At 49.5% G+C, this 15,274-nt stretch carries 15 protein-coding genes; 12 read left to right on the top strand and 3 right to left on the bottom strand.

Features of this window, described 5'->3' with window-relative positions; genetic code table 11:
- Nucleotides 1-494: 494 nt before the first annotated feature.
- A complete protein-coding gene (locus tag ACYVSB_RS10470; RefSeq protein WP_461219314.1) occupies nucleotides 495-1,379 on the bottom strand; it encodes a LysR family transcriptional regulator in 885 nt (294 codons plus the stop codon).
- Nucleotides 1,380-1,482: 103 nt separating this feature from the next.
- On the opposite strand from ACYVSB_RS10470, the gene ACYVSB_RS10465 reads away from it, so the two are divergent.
- Together ACYVSB_RS10465 and ACYVSB_RS10460 are read left to right on the top strand one after the other, a co-directional pair.
- Nucleotides 1,483-3,105 (top strand): malolactic enzyme, encoded by a 1,623-nt coding sequence (locus tag ACYVSB_RS10465; RefSeq protein ID WP_125598932.1) that lies wholly within the window; start codon nucleotides 1,483-1,485, stop codon nucleotides 3,103-3,105.
- Nucleotides 3,106-3,128: 23 nt separating this feature from the next.
- On the top strand, nucleotides 3,129-4,091 hold the full coding sequence (locus ACYVSB_RS10460) for an AEC family transporter (RefSeq protein WP_461219313.1): 963 nt from the start codon (nucleotides 3,129-3,131) through the stop codon (nucleotides 4,089-4,091).
- Between the two features lie 108 nt (nucleotides 4,092-4,199).
- Here the strand turns inward: ACYVSB_RS10460 and rpiA are convergent, their stop codons facing one another.
- The gene (gene rpiA, locus ACYVSB_RS10455) at nucleotides 4,200-4,886 is read right to left on the bottom strand and encodes a ribose-5-phosphate isomerase RpiA (protein ID WP_461219312.1); all 687 of its coding nucleotides are present in this window, start codon (nucleotides 4,884-4,886) and stop codon (nucleotides 4,200-4,202) included.
- On the bottom strand, nucleotides 4,883-5,188 hold the full coding sequence (locus tag ACYVSB_RS10450) for a GNAT family N-acetyltransferase (protein WP_125598911.1): 306 nt from the start codon (nucleotides 5,186-5,188) through the stop codon (nucleotides 4,883-4,885). The genes rpiA and ACYVSB_RS10450 overlap by 4 nt, the downstream gene beginning before the upstream one ends.
- 622 nt (nucleotides 5,189-5,810) lie before the next feature.
- On the opposite strand from ACYVSB_RS10450, the gene ACYVSB_RS10445 reads away from it, so the two are divergent.
- The 10 genes from ACYVSB_RS10445 to secE all read left to right on the top strand — a co-directional run bounded on the left by ACYVSB_RS10445 (nucleotide 5,811) and on the right by secE (nucleotide 15,260).
- Nucleotides 5,811-6,350, top strand: a complete 540-nt coding sequence (locus ACYVSB_RS10445; protein ID WP_125598908.1) for a dCTP deaminase/dUTPase family protein — start codon at nucleotides 5,811-5,813, stop codon at nucleotides 6,348-6,350.
- Between the two features lie 399 nt (nucleotides 6,351-6,749).
- Nucleotides 6,750-8,147, top strand: a complete 1,398-nt coding sequence (gene radA / locus ACYVSB_RS10440; protein WP_461219311.1) for a DNA repair protein RadA — start codon at nucleotides 6,750-6,752, stop codon at nucleotides 8,145-8,147.
- A gap of 99 nt (nucleotides 8,148-8,246) precedes the next feature.
- A complete protein-coding gene (locus ACYVSB_RS10435) occupies nucleotides 8,247-9,377 on the top strand; it encodes a PIN domain-containing protein (RefSeq protein WP_461219310.1) in 1,131 nt (376 codons plus the stop codon).
- Between the two features lie 160 nt (nucleotides 9,378-9,537).
- Complete coding sequence (gene gltX / locus ACYVSB_RS10430; protein WP_461219309.1) at nucleotides 9,538-11,028, top strand: glutamate--tRNA ligase; 1,491 nt, start codon at nucleotides 9,538-9,540, stop codon at nucleotides 11,026-11,028.
- A 109-nt stretch (nucleotides 11,029-11,137) separates the two neighbouring features.
- A complete protein-coding gene (gene cysS, locus ACYVSB_RS10425; RefSeq protein WP_461219308.1) occupies nucleotides 11,138-12,544 on the top strand; it encodes a cysteine--tRNA ligase in 1,407 nt (468 codons plus the stop codon).
- The gene (locus ACYVSB_RS10420) at nucleotides 12,541-12,981 is read left to right on the top strand and encodes a Mini-ribonuclease 3 (protein ID WP_461219307.1); all 441 of its coding nucleotides are present in this window, start codon (nucleotides 12,541-12,543) and stop codon (nucleotides 12,979-12,981) included. The genes cysS and ACYVSB_RS10420 overlap by 4 nt, the downstream gene beginning before the upstream one ends.
- Nucleotides 12,971-13,942, top strand: coding sequence for a 23S rRNA (guanosine(2251)-2'-O)-methyltransferase RlmB (gene rlmB / locus ACYVSB_RS10415; RefSeq protein WP_461219306.1), 972 nt, complete (start codon nucleotides 12,971-12,973; stop codon nucleotides 13,940-13,942). The genes ACYVSB_RS10420 and rlmB overlap by 11 nt, the downstream gene beginning before the upstream one ends.
- 133 nt (nucleotides 13,943-14,075) lie before the next feature.
- Nucleotides 14,076-14,642, top strand: coding sequence for a sigma-70 family RNA polymerase sigma factor (locus tag ACYVSB_RS10410; protein WP_461219305.1), 567 nt, complete (start codon nucleotides 14,076-14,078; stop codon nucleotides 14,640-14,642).
- A 229-nt stretch (nucleotides 14,643-14,871) separates the two neighbouring features.
- Nucleotides 14,872-15,021: a 50S ribosomal protein L33 gene (gene rpmG, locus ACYVSB_RS10405; RefSeq protein WP_125598882.1), complete on the top strand. Its 150-nt coding sequence runs from the start codon at nucleotides 14,872-14,874 to the stop codon at nucleotides 15,019-15,021.
- Nucleotides 15,022-15,074: 53 nt separating this feature from the next.
- Complete coding sequence (gene secE / locus ACYVSB_RS10400) at nucleotides 15,075-15,260, top strand: preprotein translocase subunit SecE (protein WP_461219304.1); 186 nt, start codon at nucleotides 15,075-15,077, stop codon at nucleotides 15,258-15,260.
- The last annotated feature ends 14 nt before the right edge of the window (nucleotides 15,261-15,274 follow it).

Genomic DNA, 15,274 nt, shown 5'->3' with positions numbered 1-15,274 from the left:
AAAATAATCAGTAACGCGCGCAATGTTTGCTAGATTGAGCTGTTGAAAATAAAATTTAGAGTTTGTAAGTTTAGAATAAATGATGAGAAATCCGGCAAAGAGAATGGGATGTATTAGTAACCAATCTTAATCCAGAAGAATTCTCGCTCCAAGAAATGAAAGAGGTCATTATGTTGTGCCGATCCGTCCAGGTAGAAAAGATCAAAGGAAGGTTAGTCCTAAAATATCAGTTCATTTCATGTACCGGGTAGCTTAAGTCAGATTGGTAAAGTATCAGAAGATTTAGGCTTATTTGGTGTGCAATAAAATCGAATTATAAGTATTATTTAAATCACAAAAAGCACCTATTTAATGAAAAAATATTAAATAGGTGCTTTAATATTCAAATTCCAGTTTGTCAATAGCTTAACTTAATGGCATTGTTTTCCTTCGTGTGCTTGCTCTTTTTTTGGCTCTTTGTCAACTGGTGTTGAAGGATCGTTTTTGTTGCGACTCTAGAGAAACGGGATTCGTTGGAAAATCTCCCGGATCGTGGTCAGGTCAGGATCGGCGGCGGAACTGTGGCGGGTGCCTAACATGATCTTGAATTGTGGCAGGTCGAGGAGGGGGAGGTCCAATTGTTGGACGCCATCAGTATCGTGAAGGGCGGTGGCGGTGATGAAACTAATGCCTTGATCGCGACGCACCAGATCCAGAAGCAGCTTGTAATCATTGGTTTGGTAGATCACCTGGGGGAGAATATTATACTTGCGACAGAACAATTGGAAAACTTGTTGGTGGACTGATTGTTCATCAAGCAAAATAAAGGCCTGTTGGGCAATAAATTCCGGCGTTAACGGCCGTGGGATCTGGCGGTCAGCGGCGGCGATCAACTTGAAGGGTTGTTGGCGAATCATGATAAAGTCCAAGTCAGCCGCTTCAGGAATATTGGTGGCGCCTAATAAAGACAGATCAAGCGCGCCGCTTTGCAATTGAGCCAGCAGCTCTTTGGAGCCACTGACCACAGGTTCGATGCGGGCAATCAGATCGGCCTGTTCCAACTCATCGAAAACTTTCGGGAAGAGATAGTTGGTGATGATCGGCGGCATGCCCATGCGGATCTTCTTTGTTTTGATCCGGTGGAGATCCTGACGGAGCAATTGTTCTTCGTGGAGGATCCGTTGCAGATGCTGTAAGGTCTGAGCCCCGGCGGCGGTTAAGGTCAACGAGTTGGCGAAACTAGTTCGGGAGATCAGGCGGCTGCCATACTCAGATTCCAGCCGTTTCAGCGCGTAAGTGACCGTTGGTTGGCTGACCGCGAAAAATTCCGCCGTTTTTGAAAAACTTTTTAATTCAACTAATTTTTGGAAGTAGGCATAATCCTTCAAATACGTTGTCATAGCAGCACCTATAATTCTTTTTTATTAATTATAGCATATTTGACTATATTATTTATAGTGGACTATCCTAGCTTTTGTAAGATATTTGAGGAGGTTTTTCAAAATAAAAAAATCTGGTTTAGCACTGCTAAATGATCCGTTTTTAAATAAAGGAACCGCGTTTACGGCGGCGGAACGGCAGGAGAACGGCACGGTGGGCTTGTTGCCACCTTTCGTGCAAACCTTGGCGCAACAAGTGGAACAAGCTTATGGTCAGTATCAATTGCGGGAAACTGATTTAGCTAAGCGCTTGTTTCTGATGGATATTTTCAATGAAAATCGGACTTTATTCTATCGATTATTCAGCGAGCACATCAACGAATTCATGCCGGTCGTATATGACCCCACCATTGCCGACACGATCGAGAATTACAGCCGCTTGTTCTTGGACCCGCAAAACGCTGCTTTCTTGTCGATTGATGATCCGGAGAGCATCGAGGCCAGCTTGCGCGCTGCCGCTGGTGAGCGCGACATTCGCTTGATCGTGGTTACTGACGGCGAGGGAATCTTGGGCATCGGTGACTGGGGTGTGCAAGGTGTTGATATTTCCGTTGGCAAACTGATGGTCTATACTGCTGCCGCTGGGATTGATCCCAAATCAGTTTTGCCAGTGGTTTTGGACGTGGGCACCAATAACGAGAAATTATTGACCGATGAGCTTTACCTTGGCAATCATCATCAACGGGTGACCGGTCAACGCTATTATGAGTTCGTGGATCGTTTCGTCGCCACGGCGGAAGGGTTGTTCCCTCAAATGTATTTGCATTTCGAAGACTTCGGCCGTGATAATGCTGCCAATATTTTAAACAAGTACAAGGACGAGATCTTGACGTTCAACGACGACATTCAAGGAACGGGGATCATCACCTTGGCCGGTATCTTAGGCGCGTTGAACATTTCCCACGAGAAATTGACCGACCAAATCTATTTGAGCTTCGGCGCTGGGACAGCTGGTGCTGGTATCGTGCAGCGGATCTTTGACGCGATGGTGGCAGAAGGCTTGTCACCTGAAGAAGCGAAACGGCATTTCTACTTGGTTGATAAGCAAGGCTTGCTGTTTGATGATACGGTCGGCTTGACCCCCGAGCAAAAGCCCTTTACCCATCAACGTTCTGAATTCGCCAACGCCGCTGACTTGACTAATTTAGCCGCAGTCGTCAAGGCCGTTCATCCGACGATCTTGGTCGGGACTTCAACACAACCAGGCACCTTCACAGAAGAAATCGTCAAGGAAATGGCGGCGCACACACCACGGCCGATTATTTTCCCATTGTCTAACCCAACGAAATTGGCCGAGGCTAAGGCGGAAGATCTGTTGACTTGGACCAAGGGCCAAGCGCTGATCGCCACCGGGATCCCCGTTAAGCCGATCGAATATCAAGGCGTGACTTATCACATTGGTCAAGCCAATAACGCCTTGGTTTATCCGGGCTTAGGCTTAGGCGCGCTGGCAGTCAATGCCAAGGTATTAAGCGATGGCATGATCAATAAAGCGGCCCATTCCCTAGGTGGGATTGTCGATCCGACGGAAGCAGGCGCGGCGGTTTTGCCACCGGTCTCGAAATTGGACGCCTTCAGCTTGACGGTTGCCAATGGTGTGGCTCAGCAAGCGATCGACGAACATTTATCGACTGCTAGTGATGCGCAACAAGCTGTCGCTGACTTGAAATGGACACCAGCATACTAATTATCTAGGGGGAATTGAGAAAAATGGCCGCATTTATGACATCATTACAAAGCGTTGCCGAGATTGTGATTGTGATCGGTTTAGGTTATTGGCTGCGAAGTTCTAAGCGTTTGGATGACAGCTTCAAGGGCAATATCTCGTTTATTATCATGAACATCGCCTTACCCGCTTCAATTTTCGTTTCTGTTTTGAAATATCTGACGCGCGACAAATTAGCCAGCTTGTCTGGTGGATTGATTTTCGCTTTTGGCAGTTTTGCTTGCAGTTACTTGCTGGCTTGGTTGCTGACCAAAGCGCTACACATTCGCCAAGGTCGTCGGGGTACTTTTATCAATATGTTCGCCAACGCCAATACCATTTTCATTGGCTTGCCGTTGAACTTGGCTTTGTTCGGGAGTAAAAGCCTGCCGTACTTCCTCGTTTATTATGTGATGAACACGATCTCGACTTGGGCGATCGGCGTCTTCTTCATTTCCAATTACGATCCCACTGTCAAAAAAGGCACCAAGAAAGACTTCAACTGGCGCAAACTCTTGCCCGCGCCGTTAGTCGGTTTCCTGGTTTCCTTGGTCTTTTTGCTATTGGCGATCCCCGTACCTGATTGGATCACCAAGACCTTAGACATGGTCGGCGGCATCGTCACACCCATGTCCTTGATCTACATTGGGATCATTCTCGCTGATGCCGGCTTGAAATCGATCCGCTTTGACCGCGATACTGTTTGGGCACTGTTAGGCCGCTTTATCTTCGCGCCAGCGTTGATGATCGTCATGATCCTCATTGGCAAAAGCATGGGCAACACCATGCCGGCGATCGAAAGCAGCACCTTGATCATCCAAGCTGGCGCCCCTGGACTGGCAGTCTTGCCAATCTTGGTCGGTCAGGCCCACGGCGACGTGGAATACGCCACCAACCTAGTCACCACCTCCACCGTGTTGTTCGTGATCGTCGTGCCGATCTTGATGCAAGTTGTTAACTTTTTGTAGAAAACAAGTGTTACTGGAAAAACTACTTCGCGAGTCTGAAGTAGTTTTTTTCTTGTATCAGGAAATTAAAAAAACACATCGCCTCGGCGATGTGTTTTGAGAATCCAATTAGCGTGGTGCTTGCAGGACTTCGGGGCCATCGGGATGACCAACGACGACAGTTTTGGCGACGTCCAAGAAGAGGCCGTGTTCCACCACGCCGGTTTGGTGATCCAGCCATTCGCCCAGCACGTGGGGGTGGGGAATGTTGCCAATGTGCAGATCAAGAATGTAGTTCTTGTTGTGAGTCAAGAAAAGTTCGCCATTTGCCTGGCGGCGTAGTACGGGGTGCAGATCCTCAGCCTCTAAACGTTGCGTCAGCTTGGCTAATCCGAAGGGAATCACTTCGATCGGTAGCGGGAAGGCGCCTAGTTGGGGCACGATTTTGCTTTCGTCGACGATCCAGAGGTTGCGGCGAGAATTCAAAGCCACGATCTTTTCTAAAAGCAGGGCACCGCCGCCACCTTTGATGCCTTGGAAATCGGCGCTGACTTCATCGGCGCCATCAATGGTCAAATCCAAGGTCGGCGCGTCATTCAGGTCGATCATTTTGATGCCCAATTCGCTGGCCTGCTTGGCCGTGCGCGATGAAGTGGCCACGGCGGTCAGCTGTAAGCCCTCCGCTTGGACCCGGCGAGCCACTGCCTCTACCAGATAAAAAACGGTTGAGCCTGTGCCTAGGCCTAACATCATGCCATTTTCAACATAAGTCGCGGCTTTCTCAGCGGCGATTTGTTTCATTTGATCTGCGTTCATTGTTCGTATTGCGCTCCTTCAGGATTTTTATAGTAAACATCAGCGTATTCAGCCAGCCGATCAAATTCTTTCTTCGCGTAAGGGCACAGCGGCAAAATCTGCTTTCCTTCACGGCGCGCCAGCTCGACCACCGCCGCGACTAACTGGTGGGCCACCCCCTGTCCCCGTAACGATGGGTCAACAAAGGTATGATCTAGCGCGTAGACGGCGCCATCCTTAATAGGTTGATAAGTCACTTCTGCCAATAAATGGCCTTGCTGATCCACTTGGTAGAAACGACCAGGTTCAAATTCGAATGCCATGAAATTCCTCCTTTGAAACGTGTTCGCCACCCCAGCTCCCTGCGCTTAGCTACACAATTGTTCCGGAAGCAAAGTTCGGCTTCCAAAACAATTGCTAGGCTAATGCTCGGGAGCTATTCGGGGGTGGCTCACACTCTTTTTTTGAAACGTGTTCGCCACCCCAGCTCCCTGCGCTTAGCTACGCGATTGTTCCGGAAGCAAAGTGCGGCTTCCAAAACAATTGCTAGGCTAATGCTCGGGAGCTATTCGGGGGTGGCTCACACTCTTTTTTTGAAACGTGTTCGCCACCCCAGCTCCCTGCGCTTAGCTACGCGATTGTTCTGGAAGCAAAGTTCAGCTTCCAAAACAATTGCTAGGCTAATGCTCAGGAGCTATTCGGGAGTGGCTCACACTCTGGTTTATAGACTGATCTGACAGCGATAATCATGGAGCCTGATCAATTGATCTTGCTTCTATTCTACCTTAATTTGTAAGTTAACGATAGCGCCAACCGGTTAAAAATAGTCGCCGTCGAGTAAAGTTAAAATTTAGGCAAAGACTGAGACTTGGTGCGTTCAAGTTGGCGGTTTCATGGTATGATTAATACTTGGATGACTATCGATAATGGAGGCGTTTTGGTTTCATGGGTGAACGAAGATTTGAAGTGGTTTCTCGATTTAAGGGTGCAGGGTTGACCTTGCCACAGCGGCAAACGACGCATGCGGCCGGGTATGATTTCGCGGCGGCGGAAGACTTTTTGCTGCCATCGATCTGGAAAATGAATTTTGTTAAAATGTTTCGTAAAATCAACAACGAGCATGAACTGATGACCAAGGATTTCCAACGAGCCGAGCAGTCGTTGCGGCCATTGCTGGTGCCAACTGGAATCAAGGTGACCATGCCTACCGACGAAGTATTATTGCTGGTCAATCGCTCGAGCAGTCCGTTGAAGCGTTTCTTGAGCTTACCCAACGGCGTGGGCGTGATCGATGCGGATTATTATAATAATGAAGCAAATGAAGGCGAGATCTTCTTTCAGCTAATCAATTTCGGGATTCGCGACCAGCTGATCAAGAAAGGTGATCGTTTAGGGCAAGGAATTTTTGTTAAGTATTTGACCACTGATGACGACCAGCCGGCCGATCAGAAGCGGCAAGGCGGATTTGGCTCGTCGGGACGTTAGTTTTTTGCGGTAATTGTTTGGACCGGTGTTAATGTAAGAGGACTGTTTTTGAACCTTGACTTAGATTGCAGGTTTGGTGGGTTTGGTGTGGACGCAACCGCCTCAGGACGTTTGTCGTGGCTGGAACGCGGTGGGCATCGTTTGAAGCCAATCCGCAAGCCCAGCGGCTTGTCTTCAAATCGAGCCTTGTCCTAAGTGGCTATGCCACTTAGGACAAGGCCTGATTTTAAGACTCGCGGGTCTTGCGAGGCTTAAAACAGCGCCCACAGCGAGCTCACCCCGAAGCGCGCAGCGCAAGCTGCGGACAAGCTAGACAGCCCAAAGTAATTCCAGCCAAGTTTGTCACTGCGCAGCGTGGCCGCGAAATGATTAGAATACATTAGATAGGAGTTGAGGTCCATGGCTAAAATCAAAACGCAGTACGTTTGCCAGAATTGCGGTTACACCGCGCCCCAACATTTTGGTCGCTGCCCGAATTGCGGCGCTTGGAACCAAATGGTTGAAGAAAAAGTCGCGCCGGTCAGTACCCAGGCGACCCCCAGCCGCCGGGCCAGCGCCAGTGGCGATAGTCGCAGCAAGCCGCAACTTTTAGGTGAGGTCAGTTTGGCGCAAACACCTCGGGTCACCACCGAGATGCCAGAGCTAAACCGCGTTTTAGGTGGCGGCATTGTGCCGGGTTCGTTGATTTTGATCGGCGGCGACCCTGGGATTGGCAAGTCCACCTTATTACTCCAAGTCTGCGGCCAACTACAAGAAACGGGCGAAAAAGTCCTTTATGTTTCCGGTGAGGAAAGCGCGGCCCAAATCAAGCTCAGAGCTTCGCGTTTAGGAGTCAAAGGTGCTAAGCTGTACTTATATCCTGAGACCAATATGACCCAGATTCGGGCGACGATCGCCGAATTGGATCCGAAGTATGTGGTGATCGATTCGGTCCAAACAATGAACGAGCCGGAACTGAATTCGGTGGTCGGCAGTGTTTCACAGATCCGCGAGGTGACGGCGGAGTTGATGCAGATCGCCAAGAACGAGCAACGGACCGTTTTTGTGGTGGGTCATGTGACCAAAGACGGCGCCATTGCTGGTCCAAAGATCTTAGAGCATATGGTGGATACGGTGTTGTATTTCGAGGGGGACACGCACCACGCGTTTCGAATCTTGCGTTCGGTCAAGAACCGGTTCGGCTCAACCAATGAATTAGGGATTTTTGAAATGCATGAAGATGGCCTGCAAGAGGTGGCTAATCCGTCACAACTGTTCTTAGAAGAACGGCTGGCGGGGGCGACAGGTTCAGCAGTGGTTGTGGCCATGGAAGGGACGCGGCCAATCTTAGTTGAGATCCAAGCGTTGATCACGCCGACGATGTTTGGCAATGCCAAGCGGACGGCGGCGGGGCTGGACCATAATCGGGTGGCTTTGTTGATGGCAGTTTTGGAAAAACGGGCCAACTTGATGTTGCAGAACCAAGATGCCTATTTGAAAGCGACTGGCGGGGTCAAATTGGACGAGCCGGCGATTGACTTGGCGATGGCGTTGGCGATCGCCTCCAGCTATCGCAACCAAGAAATCGCGCCGGATGATTGTTTTGTCGGTGAAATTGGCTTGACCGGGGAGATCCGGCGGGTCAATCGAATCGAGGAACGCTTGAAAGAAGCGGCCAAATTAGGGTTCAAGCGCGCTTTCGTGCCCAAGAATAATTTGGGCGGGTTGAAGATTCCTAAGGAAATCACCGCTGTTGGTGTCAGCACGATCAAGCAGGCTATTTATTTGGCGTTTCAGGATCAGCCCCGGGGTGACTAAGCTGATTAAGCTCGGCTGGGCTTGCCCCGGTGTCTGTTTCAGGCGCTAGCTTTATATTTTTTGTGCGGCCAGTTCGCAACTTGAAAGGAGGTGAATGAAATGAAAAGAAAAAGAATCATAACCCAGGTGATCTTAGTGGTGGCAGGCGGCTTTGTTGGCTACTCTTTCCTGCCCTTATTGTGGCAACTGTTCGGTTGGCAGAATAGCACCTGGTTGAACACCCCTTGGATGAACTCCTTGATCGGCATCGTTATTTTCTATTTACTGTCTCTAGCAATTATTGATCCTTTACTTGCTTCTTTGGCAAAAACGGAGAAGCAGATCTTGAATGTTAATCCAAGTAAGATTTTGTTTGGCTCTTTGTTTCTGCTGATCGGGTTACTATTGGCGAATGTCATCTCAATTCCGTTGTACAAAATCAACATCGTCCTGATCAACACGTTCCTGCCGATTCTCTTGATGGTCATGTTAGGCTATTTGGGTCTGCGGATCGGGTTGCAAATGGAAGATTGGCGGAAGCTTTTCACCAAGAAGAAGCCGAGTAATGACGTTGAGAATCTGATCTATGACCGCAAGCCAGACGATAACTTCCATAAATACAAGCTGTTGGATACCAGTGTGATCATTGATGGTCGGATCCACGAGCTGGTCAAAACTGGGTTCGTTGAAGGCGTCTTGTTAGTGCCGGTTTTTGTAGTCCACGAATTGCAATTGATCTCTGATTCCGCGGATAGTTTGAAGCGGGCGCGGGGCCGCCGTGGGTTGGATATTTTGAACGAAATGAAGGCGGATCCTGAGGTCAAGATCGAGAATTACGACGGTGACTTTGATGATTTGACCGAAGTTGATAGTAAGTTGATCAAATTGGCCAAGCTGTTGGATGGTATTGTGGTGACCAATGACTATAACTTGAATAAGGTTTCCGAGTTTCAAAATGTCCCAGTCTTGAATATCAATCAACTGGCGAATGCGCTGAAGCCCGCGGTCCTGCCAGGTGAAAATATGGTAGTCAAGGTGGTCAAGTCGGGAACTGAACGCCAACAAGGGGTCGCTTATCTTGAAGATGGCACCATGGTCGTGGTCGAGGATGGTCAGTACTACTTGAACAAAGAAATCAGAGTGGTCATCACCAGCGCTTTACAAACGGCAGCGGGGCGGATGATTTTCGCCAAACCGCAACACGCGCAACATGGTATCACCGAGCGAGGGCCGAAGTCCAGCAAGAAATAGTGAAGCCAGTTAAGCTTTTCCGCGTTTTCTTAGTTTAAGTGGGTCGGCGCAAGGGGATTTTCGTGAGAATCCGGCTTTTTTTAAGGGGAGCCTTGTTTTAATCGGTAAAAGTCGTTACACTAGAAACTGGTATTTTTTCAGAAAAGGAAGTATGGCAAACATGGCAAAGGATGAAATTCGCGTTCGTTATGCGCCTAGTCCAACTGGGCATTTGCATATTGGCAACGCTCGAACAGCGTTATTCAACTATTTATTCGCACGACACAACAAGGGCAAGTTCATTATTCGGATCGAGGATACCGATACGAAGCGGAACATCGCTGGTGGCGAACAAAGTCAGTTGGAGAACTTGACTTGGTTAGGCATGGACTGGGATGAAGGTCCGGATATTGGTGGCGACTACGGTCCTTATCGGCAATCAGAGCGGATGTCGATCTATCAACCGCTGATCCAGCAACTGATCGATGAAGGCAAGGCTTATGAATCGTACAAAACCGAAGATGAGCTGGAAGCTGAACGGGAAGCACAACGCGCCAACAATGAAATGCCGCACTATGTTTACGAATATGCTGGCATGACCGATGCGGAGAAAGCGGCGAAGATCGCGGCGGCGAAGGCCCAAGGGCTCCAACCTGTGATCCGCTTCCACGTTCCCGAAGGTCGGACCTACCAGTTCAACGACTTAGTTAAAGGAAAAATCAGTTTTGAAGCGGAGACGGTCGGCGGCGATTTCGTGATCCAAAAGCGAGATGGCATGCCGACTTATAACTTCGCGGTAGTCGTTGACGATCATTTGATGAAAATCAGTCACGTGTTACGTGGCGATGATCATATCGCCAACACCCCTAAGCAATTAATGGTCTATGAAGCGTTCGGCTGGGAACCGCCAATTTTTGGACATATGACGCTGATCATTAATGCAGCAACTGGTAAGAAGCTCAGCAAGCGGGACGAAAGTGTGCTGCAATTCATCGAACAATATCGGGAATTGGGCTATTTGCCAGATGCCATGTTTAATTTTATCGCCTTGTTAGGCTGGTCACCTGTGGGTACGAATGAAGTTTTCAATCGTAAGGAATTGATCAAAGAGTTTGACGAGAAGCGCTTGAGCAAATCGCCAGCGGCTTTCGACGCCAAGAAGTTGGAATGGGTCAATAATCAATACGTCAAGAAGGCTGACAGTGAGATAATCACTGATCTGTCGCTGCACGCCTTGATCAAAGCGGGTAAAATGCCAGCGGATCCGCAACCTAACGAGATCGAATGGGCCCGGCAATTGATTGCCCTGTACAAGGATCAAATGAGCTATACGGCGCAGATCACGGAGTTGTCCGACTTGTTCTTTGAAGAACCTGACCAGTTGGATGAAACGGCGATGCAGGAATTAGTGGACGACAGCGCTTTGCCAGTTTTGCAGGCGTTTCGGGCTGGGGTAACGCAGATCACGCACTTTACTTCCGTGCAGATCATGGCTGCAGTCAAGCAAGTGCAAAAAGATACGGGTGTTAAGGGTCGCAAGTTGTACATGCCGATCCGGATCGCGACGACGCGCTCGATGCATGGACCGCAATTAGGTGAGTCTTTGGAATTGCTAGGCCGTGACAAAACTTTGAAGCACATTGACCAGACTTTGGCGCAAATGAAAGGCTAATGACGGTTTATCTGCCGCAAGTTAAGGTTTTATGATATATTAAAGACTGGAACTGAACAGCATGTTCGGTAGACCAGTCTTTTTTTGTTAGTTGAGTGAGGATGATCGTATGCTTAAAATATATAATACCTTGTCGCGGGAGAAAGAAATCTTTCGGCCGCTGACACCTGGTCGGGTCAAAATGTATGTTTGTGGACCGACCGTTTATAATTATATCCATATTGGTAACGCGCGCAGTGCCGTAGCTTTTGATACGATGCGGCGTTATTTGGAATTTAGCGGTTATCAAGTTGATTATATTTCGAATTTCACAGATATCGGCGAGAAGCTGGCGCGGACAGCGGTCAGTGAACAAACGACCGTAGCGGCGGTGGCGGCCAAGTATATCGCGGCCTTCAATGAGGACACGGCGGCCTTGAACATCGAGCCGGCCACTTACCATCCTCGCGCCACCGAGAACATCAGCGGGATCATCGCCTTGGTCAGCGACCTGATCGCCAAGAATTTGGCCTACGAAGTTGCCGGGGATGTTTATTTTCGCGCGCAGCAGTTCCATAACTATGGTCAATTGTCCCACCAACCTCTGTCTGAATTAGAGGTGGGCGCCAGTCAACGGACCAATGACGCGGAAACGGCTCGCAAAGAAGATCCGATTGATTTCGCGCTGTGGAAGGCGGCCAAGCCCGGCGAAGTGGCCTGGGAGTCTCCTTGGGGCGCGGGCTCACCTGGCTGGCACGTGGAATGTTCGGTGATGGCGATCAAGTATCTAGGTGCTACGATTGATATTCACGGCGGCGGCGAAGATTTGGAATTTCCTCATCATGAAAACGAGATCGCCCAAAGTGAAAGCTACACTGGGCAAAAGTTCGCCAACTATTGGGTCCACAATGGCTTTGTCACGGTGGGTACTGACGATGAAAAAATGAGTAAGTCCTTGGGTAACTTTGTGACCGCCCGCGAAGCCTTGGCCAATTTCGACCACCAAGCGGTGCGTTTCTTTATGGCGGGGACTCATTATCGTCGGCCTTTACGTTATACTGAGGCCGGCTTGGAAGACGCGCTGAACGAAATCCAACGCTTCAAAGTTGCCCGAGCGAATCTGCTGTACCGGCGCAAGGACGCCACTTCAGGCAGTACTGCGCCGATTCTTAGCACGATTGCTGAATTTCGCCAGAACTTCACGGCGGCGATGGACGATGATTTCAATGTCCAAAACGGTCTGGCAGTCGTTCACGAATTCATTCGCAGCGCCAATAAATATGCGGCGGCGCCGGCGGTGAAATTAGATGATCTGATGGCTTATGTGGGTCAACTCGATGAATTTCTGGCGGTTTTTGGCGTTGATCTTAGTCAGGCAGAAGGCGTTGATAGCGAAGTCGCTGATTTGATCGTGGCGCGCAATGCGGCGCGGGCAGCCAAAGACTACGCGACCAGCGATCGGATCCGTGACGAGTTGGCCGCGCGCCAGATTATTTTGGAAGATACGGCCCAAGGAACGAGGTGGCGCCGACAATGAGTCAATCAGTCAATACAAATTTAGCCCAGCAATTGAATGGCATCGCCTTGGCCTACCTAGGTGATGGGGTTTATGAGGTTTTCGTTCGCCAGCATTTACTTGAGTCAGGCTTGTCCAAGCCCAATCAACTGCAAAAGCGGGCGGTCCACTATGTCTCGGCCAAGGCCCAAGCTTTTCTGATTCAAACAATGTTGGCCCAAGGGGTGCTGACCGCGACCGAGATCAACATTTTCCATCGGGGGCGCAACGCTAAAAGTTACACCAAAGCGAAGAACGCTTCGGTAACAACCTACCGTCAGTCCACCGGCTTTGAAGCGGTTTTCGGCTATTTGAAGTTGGCCGCAGCGACGGAACGGATCGAGGAATTGGCCCAATGGTGTATCACCACGATCGAAGCGGCTGAAGCAGCCGAAGGAGAGCAAAATCATGAAGAATAAGCGTACAGGGGCGTCACGTCCGGAACGCGGCAATGACCGGGATAATGGTCGTGGCAAGGACCGAGGCAATGAACGCTCGGGTCGCCGGCCACAACGCCGGTCCTCTGCTGGTCCTCGGGGAAGCGACCGTTATGAGCGGCGTGACCGCCTGCAACGAGCACAACCAGAAGCTGACCACGAACAGCAACAGGATCAAGCTTTGCAGCCGGAAACTGAATTCATTTACGGCAAACACGCGGCTTTGTCATTCATCAATGATGGTGCAGCCGACAAGGTCAACAAAATTTTCCTCCAAAAAGGGTTGCATGGTGAGTTAGCGGAGCAGGCTCGGGAATTTGCCAGTCAGCATCGCTTGGTGTTGCAAGAGGTCCCCAAGACGCGCTTGGACGAGTTGACCGATCAAGGCAATCATCAAGGCATCTTGATCACCGTCGCGCCGTATGATTATGTGCCGGTCAGCACGATCTTGGCTCAGGCCGCCGCAAAAAATGAAGCGCCTTTATTGATTATTTTGGATAATTTGAATGATCCCCATAACCTGGGCTCGATCCTGCGGACCGCCGATGCCATCGGCGCCCACGGGGTGATCATCCCTAAGCGGCGTTCGGTAGGGGTCACCGCCGTGGTTGCGAAAACGGCGACTGGGGCGCTGGAACATGTGCCAGTGGCGCGGGTCACCAACTTGGTCGCGACGATCAAGGAATTAAAAGATCAGGGGATTTGGGTCTTTGGGACCGCGATGGCTGGCGAGGATTACCGTCAATGGAATAGTCGGGGACCCATGGCCTTGGTGATCGGCAACGAAGGCAAGGGCATCTCGCCACTGGTTGCCAAAACCGTCGACGGGTTAGTGACTATCCCAATGATCGGTCATGTCCAGAGCTTGAACGCCAGTGTGGCCACCTCGGTCTTGCTTTATCACGTCTTCGATCAGCGGCATCCCCTGGTTACCAAAGATTAATATACGGTCCGAGTTGAATATTAATTCTCATAATTGCCCATAATGTGCTAATAAACACTTGTTCGCTTTATCTCCTGAATATAATTAGGTAAGATGAAAGAGTCAGAAAGTGCCCATATGGGAGAGATGTTGTATGGGCGTTAATCAAGCAGAACTTGCACTAATCACCGCGGTCCAGCAGACTGGGGATTCACAGGCGCTGGAAGCACTAGTGGCGAAATATCAACCGATGATCCAAAACGCGTCGCATCAATATTATTTGCGATTCTTTGGACCGGATGAGTGGCAACAAGAGGCCCGGATCGTTTGTTATCAGACCTGCCTATTGTTTTGCACACAGCACGATTGTCAGTTTGGTGCTTTCTTCAAATTGCGTTTCCATAATCATATGCGAAGTTTGGTTCGTCGAGAATTGGCGTTAAAACGTCGTGCGGACGTCGAGAGCATCTCGTATGATTCCAAACTTAGTGAAGAGTCGCTCCCGTATGATTGGCAAGGGCAGGGTGTGTTCCCGGAAATTATTTTCTGGGATTTCGCGCACTATCTTGATACTTTATCCTATTTCGAGTTACAGGCTTTCCGCGTGGCTGTTCACGAAGCAGAAGCTGACGCGACTTGTCAGCGGTTGGGGTGTACGCCCCAACAATTGGAACGCGGAATCGAGCGTTGCCGGATCAAGTTGAAACGGTTTCTAATTTGAACTAGGGTGGATAAAAAGCTGCCATTGTGCGGCTTTTTGTTTGGTCACGTTCGCGGGCTGCTGGAACGCTCAAGGCCCAATCAACAAGAATTCAGCCAATCAATTTCGGGATTTCTGAGGATTGCCCGCGTCTGTTTTGCTGAGCGCCGTCCCATTCTTTTGCCCGACGGCGCTTGCTTTTTTGTGGGTGGTATGCTAAATTTAACCTAGTTTAAAAGGTGGAATCTAGATGGCAGTCAAGAAAGTTGCGCTGGCCTGTACCGTTTGTGGATCGCGAAATTACACGATTTCCGAGAATAACCAACGGACTGAACGGCTTGAAGTTAAGAAGTTTTGTAAGCATTGCGGGAAACATACCCTGCACAAAGAAACCAGATAAGTGCCCAGATCGCGCAAGGTCTGTCTGGGTGTCAGAATTGAGGAGTTAGGCGAATGAAACGGTTATTTAAATTTTTCGGTAGCGTGGGTCAAGAAATGAAATTGGTCGAATGGCCAACAATGAAGCAAACACGGAAAGACAGCTGGGTGGTTGTTTCGACTTCTGTTCTATTTGCGGCATATTTCGCGCTGTGCGATTTCGTGATCAACAAGCTGTTGAAGCTGTTTATTCTGAAATAGTTTCAGTAAATGAT

It is taken from the genome of Lapidilactobacillus salsurivasis, from assembly GCF_054785215.1.
This window is presented reverse-complemented; position numbering and strand designations above follow the sequence as displayed.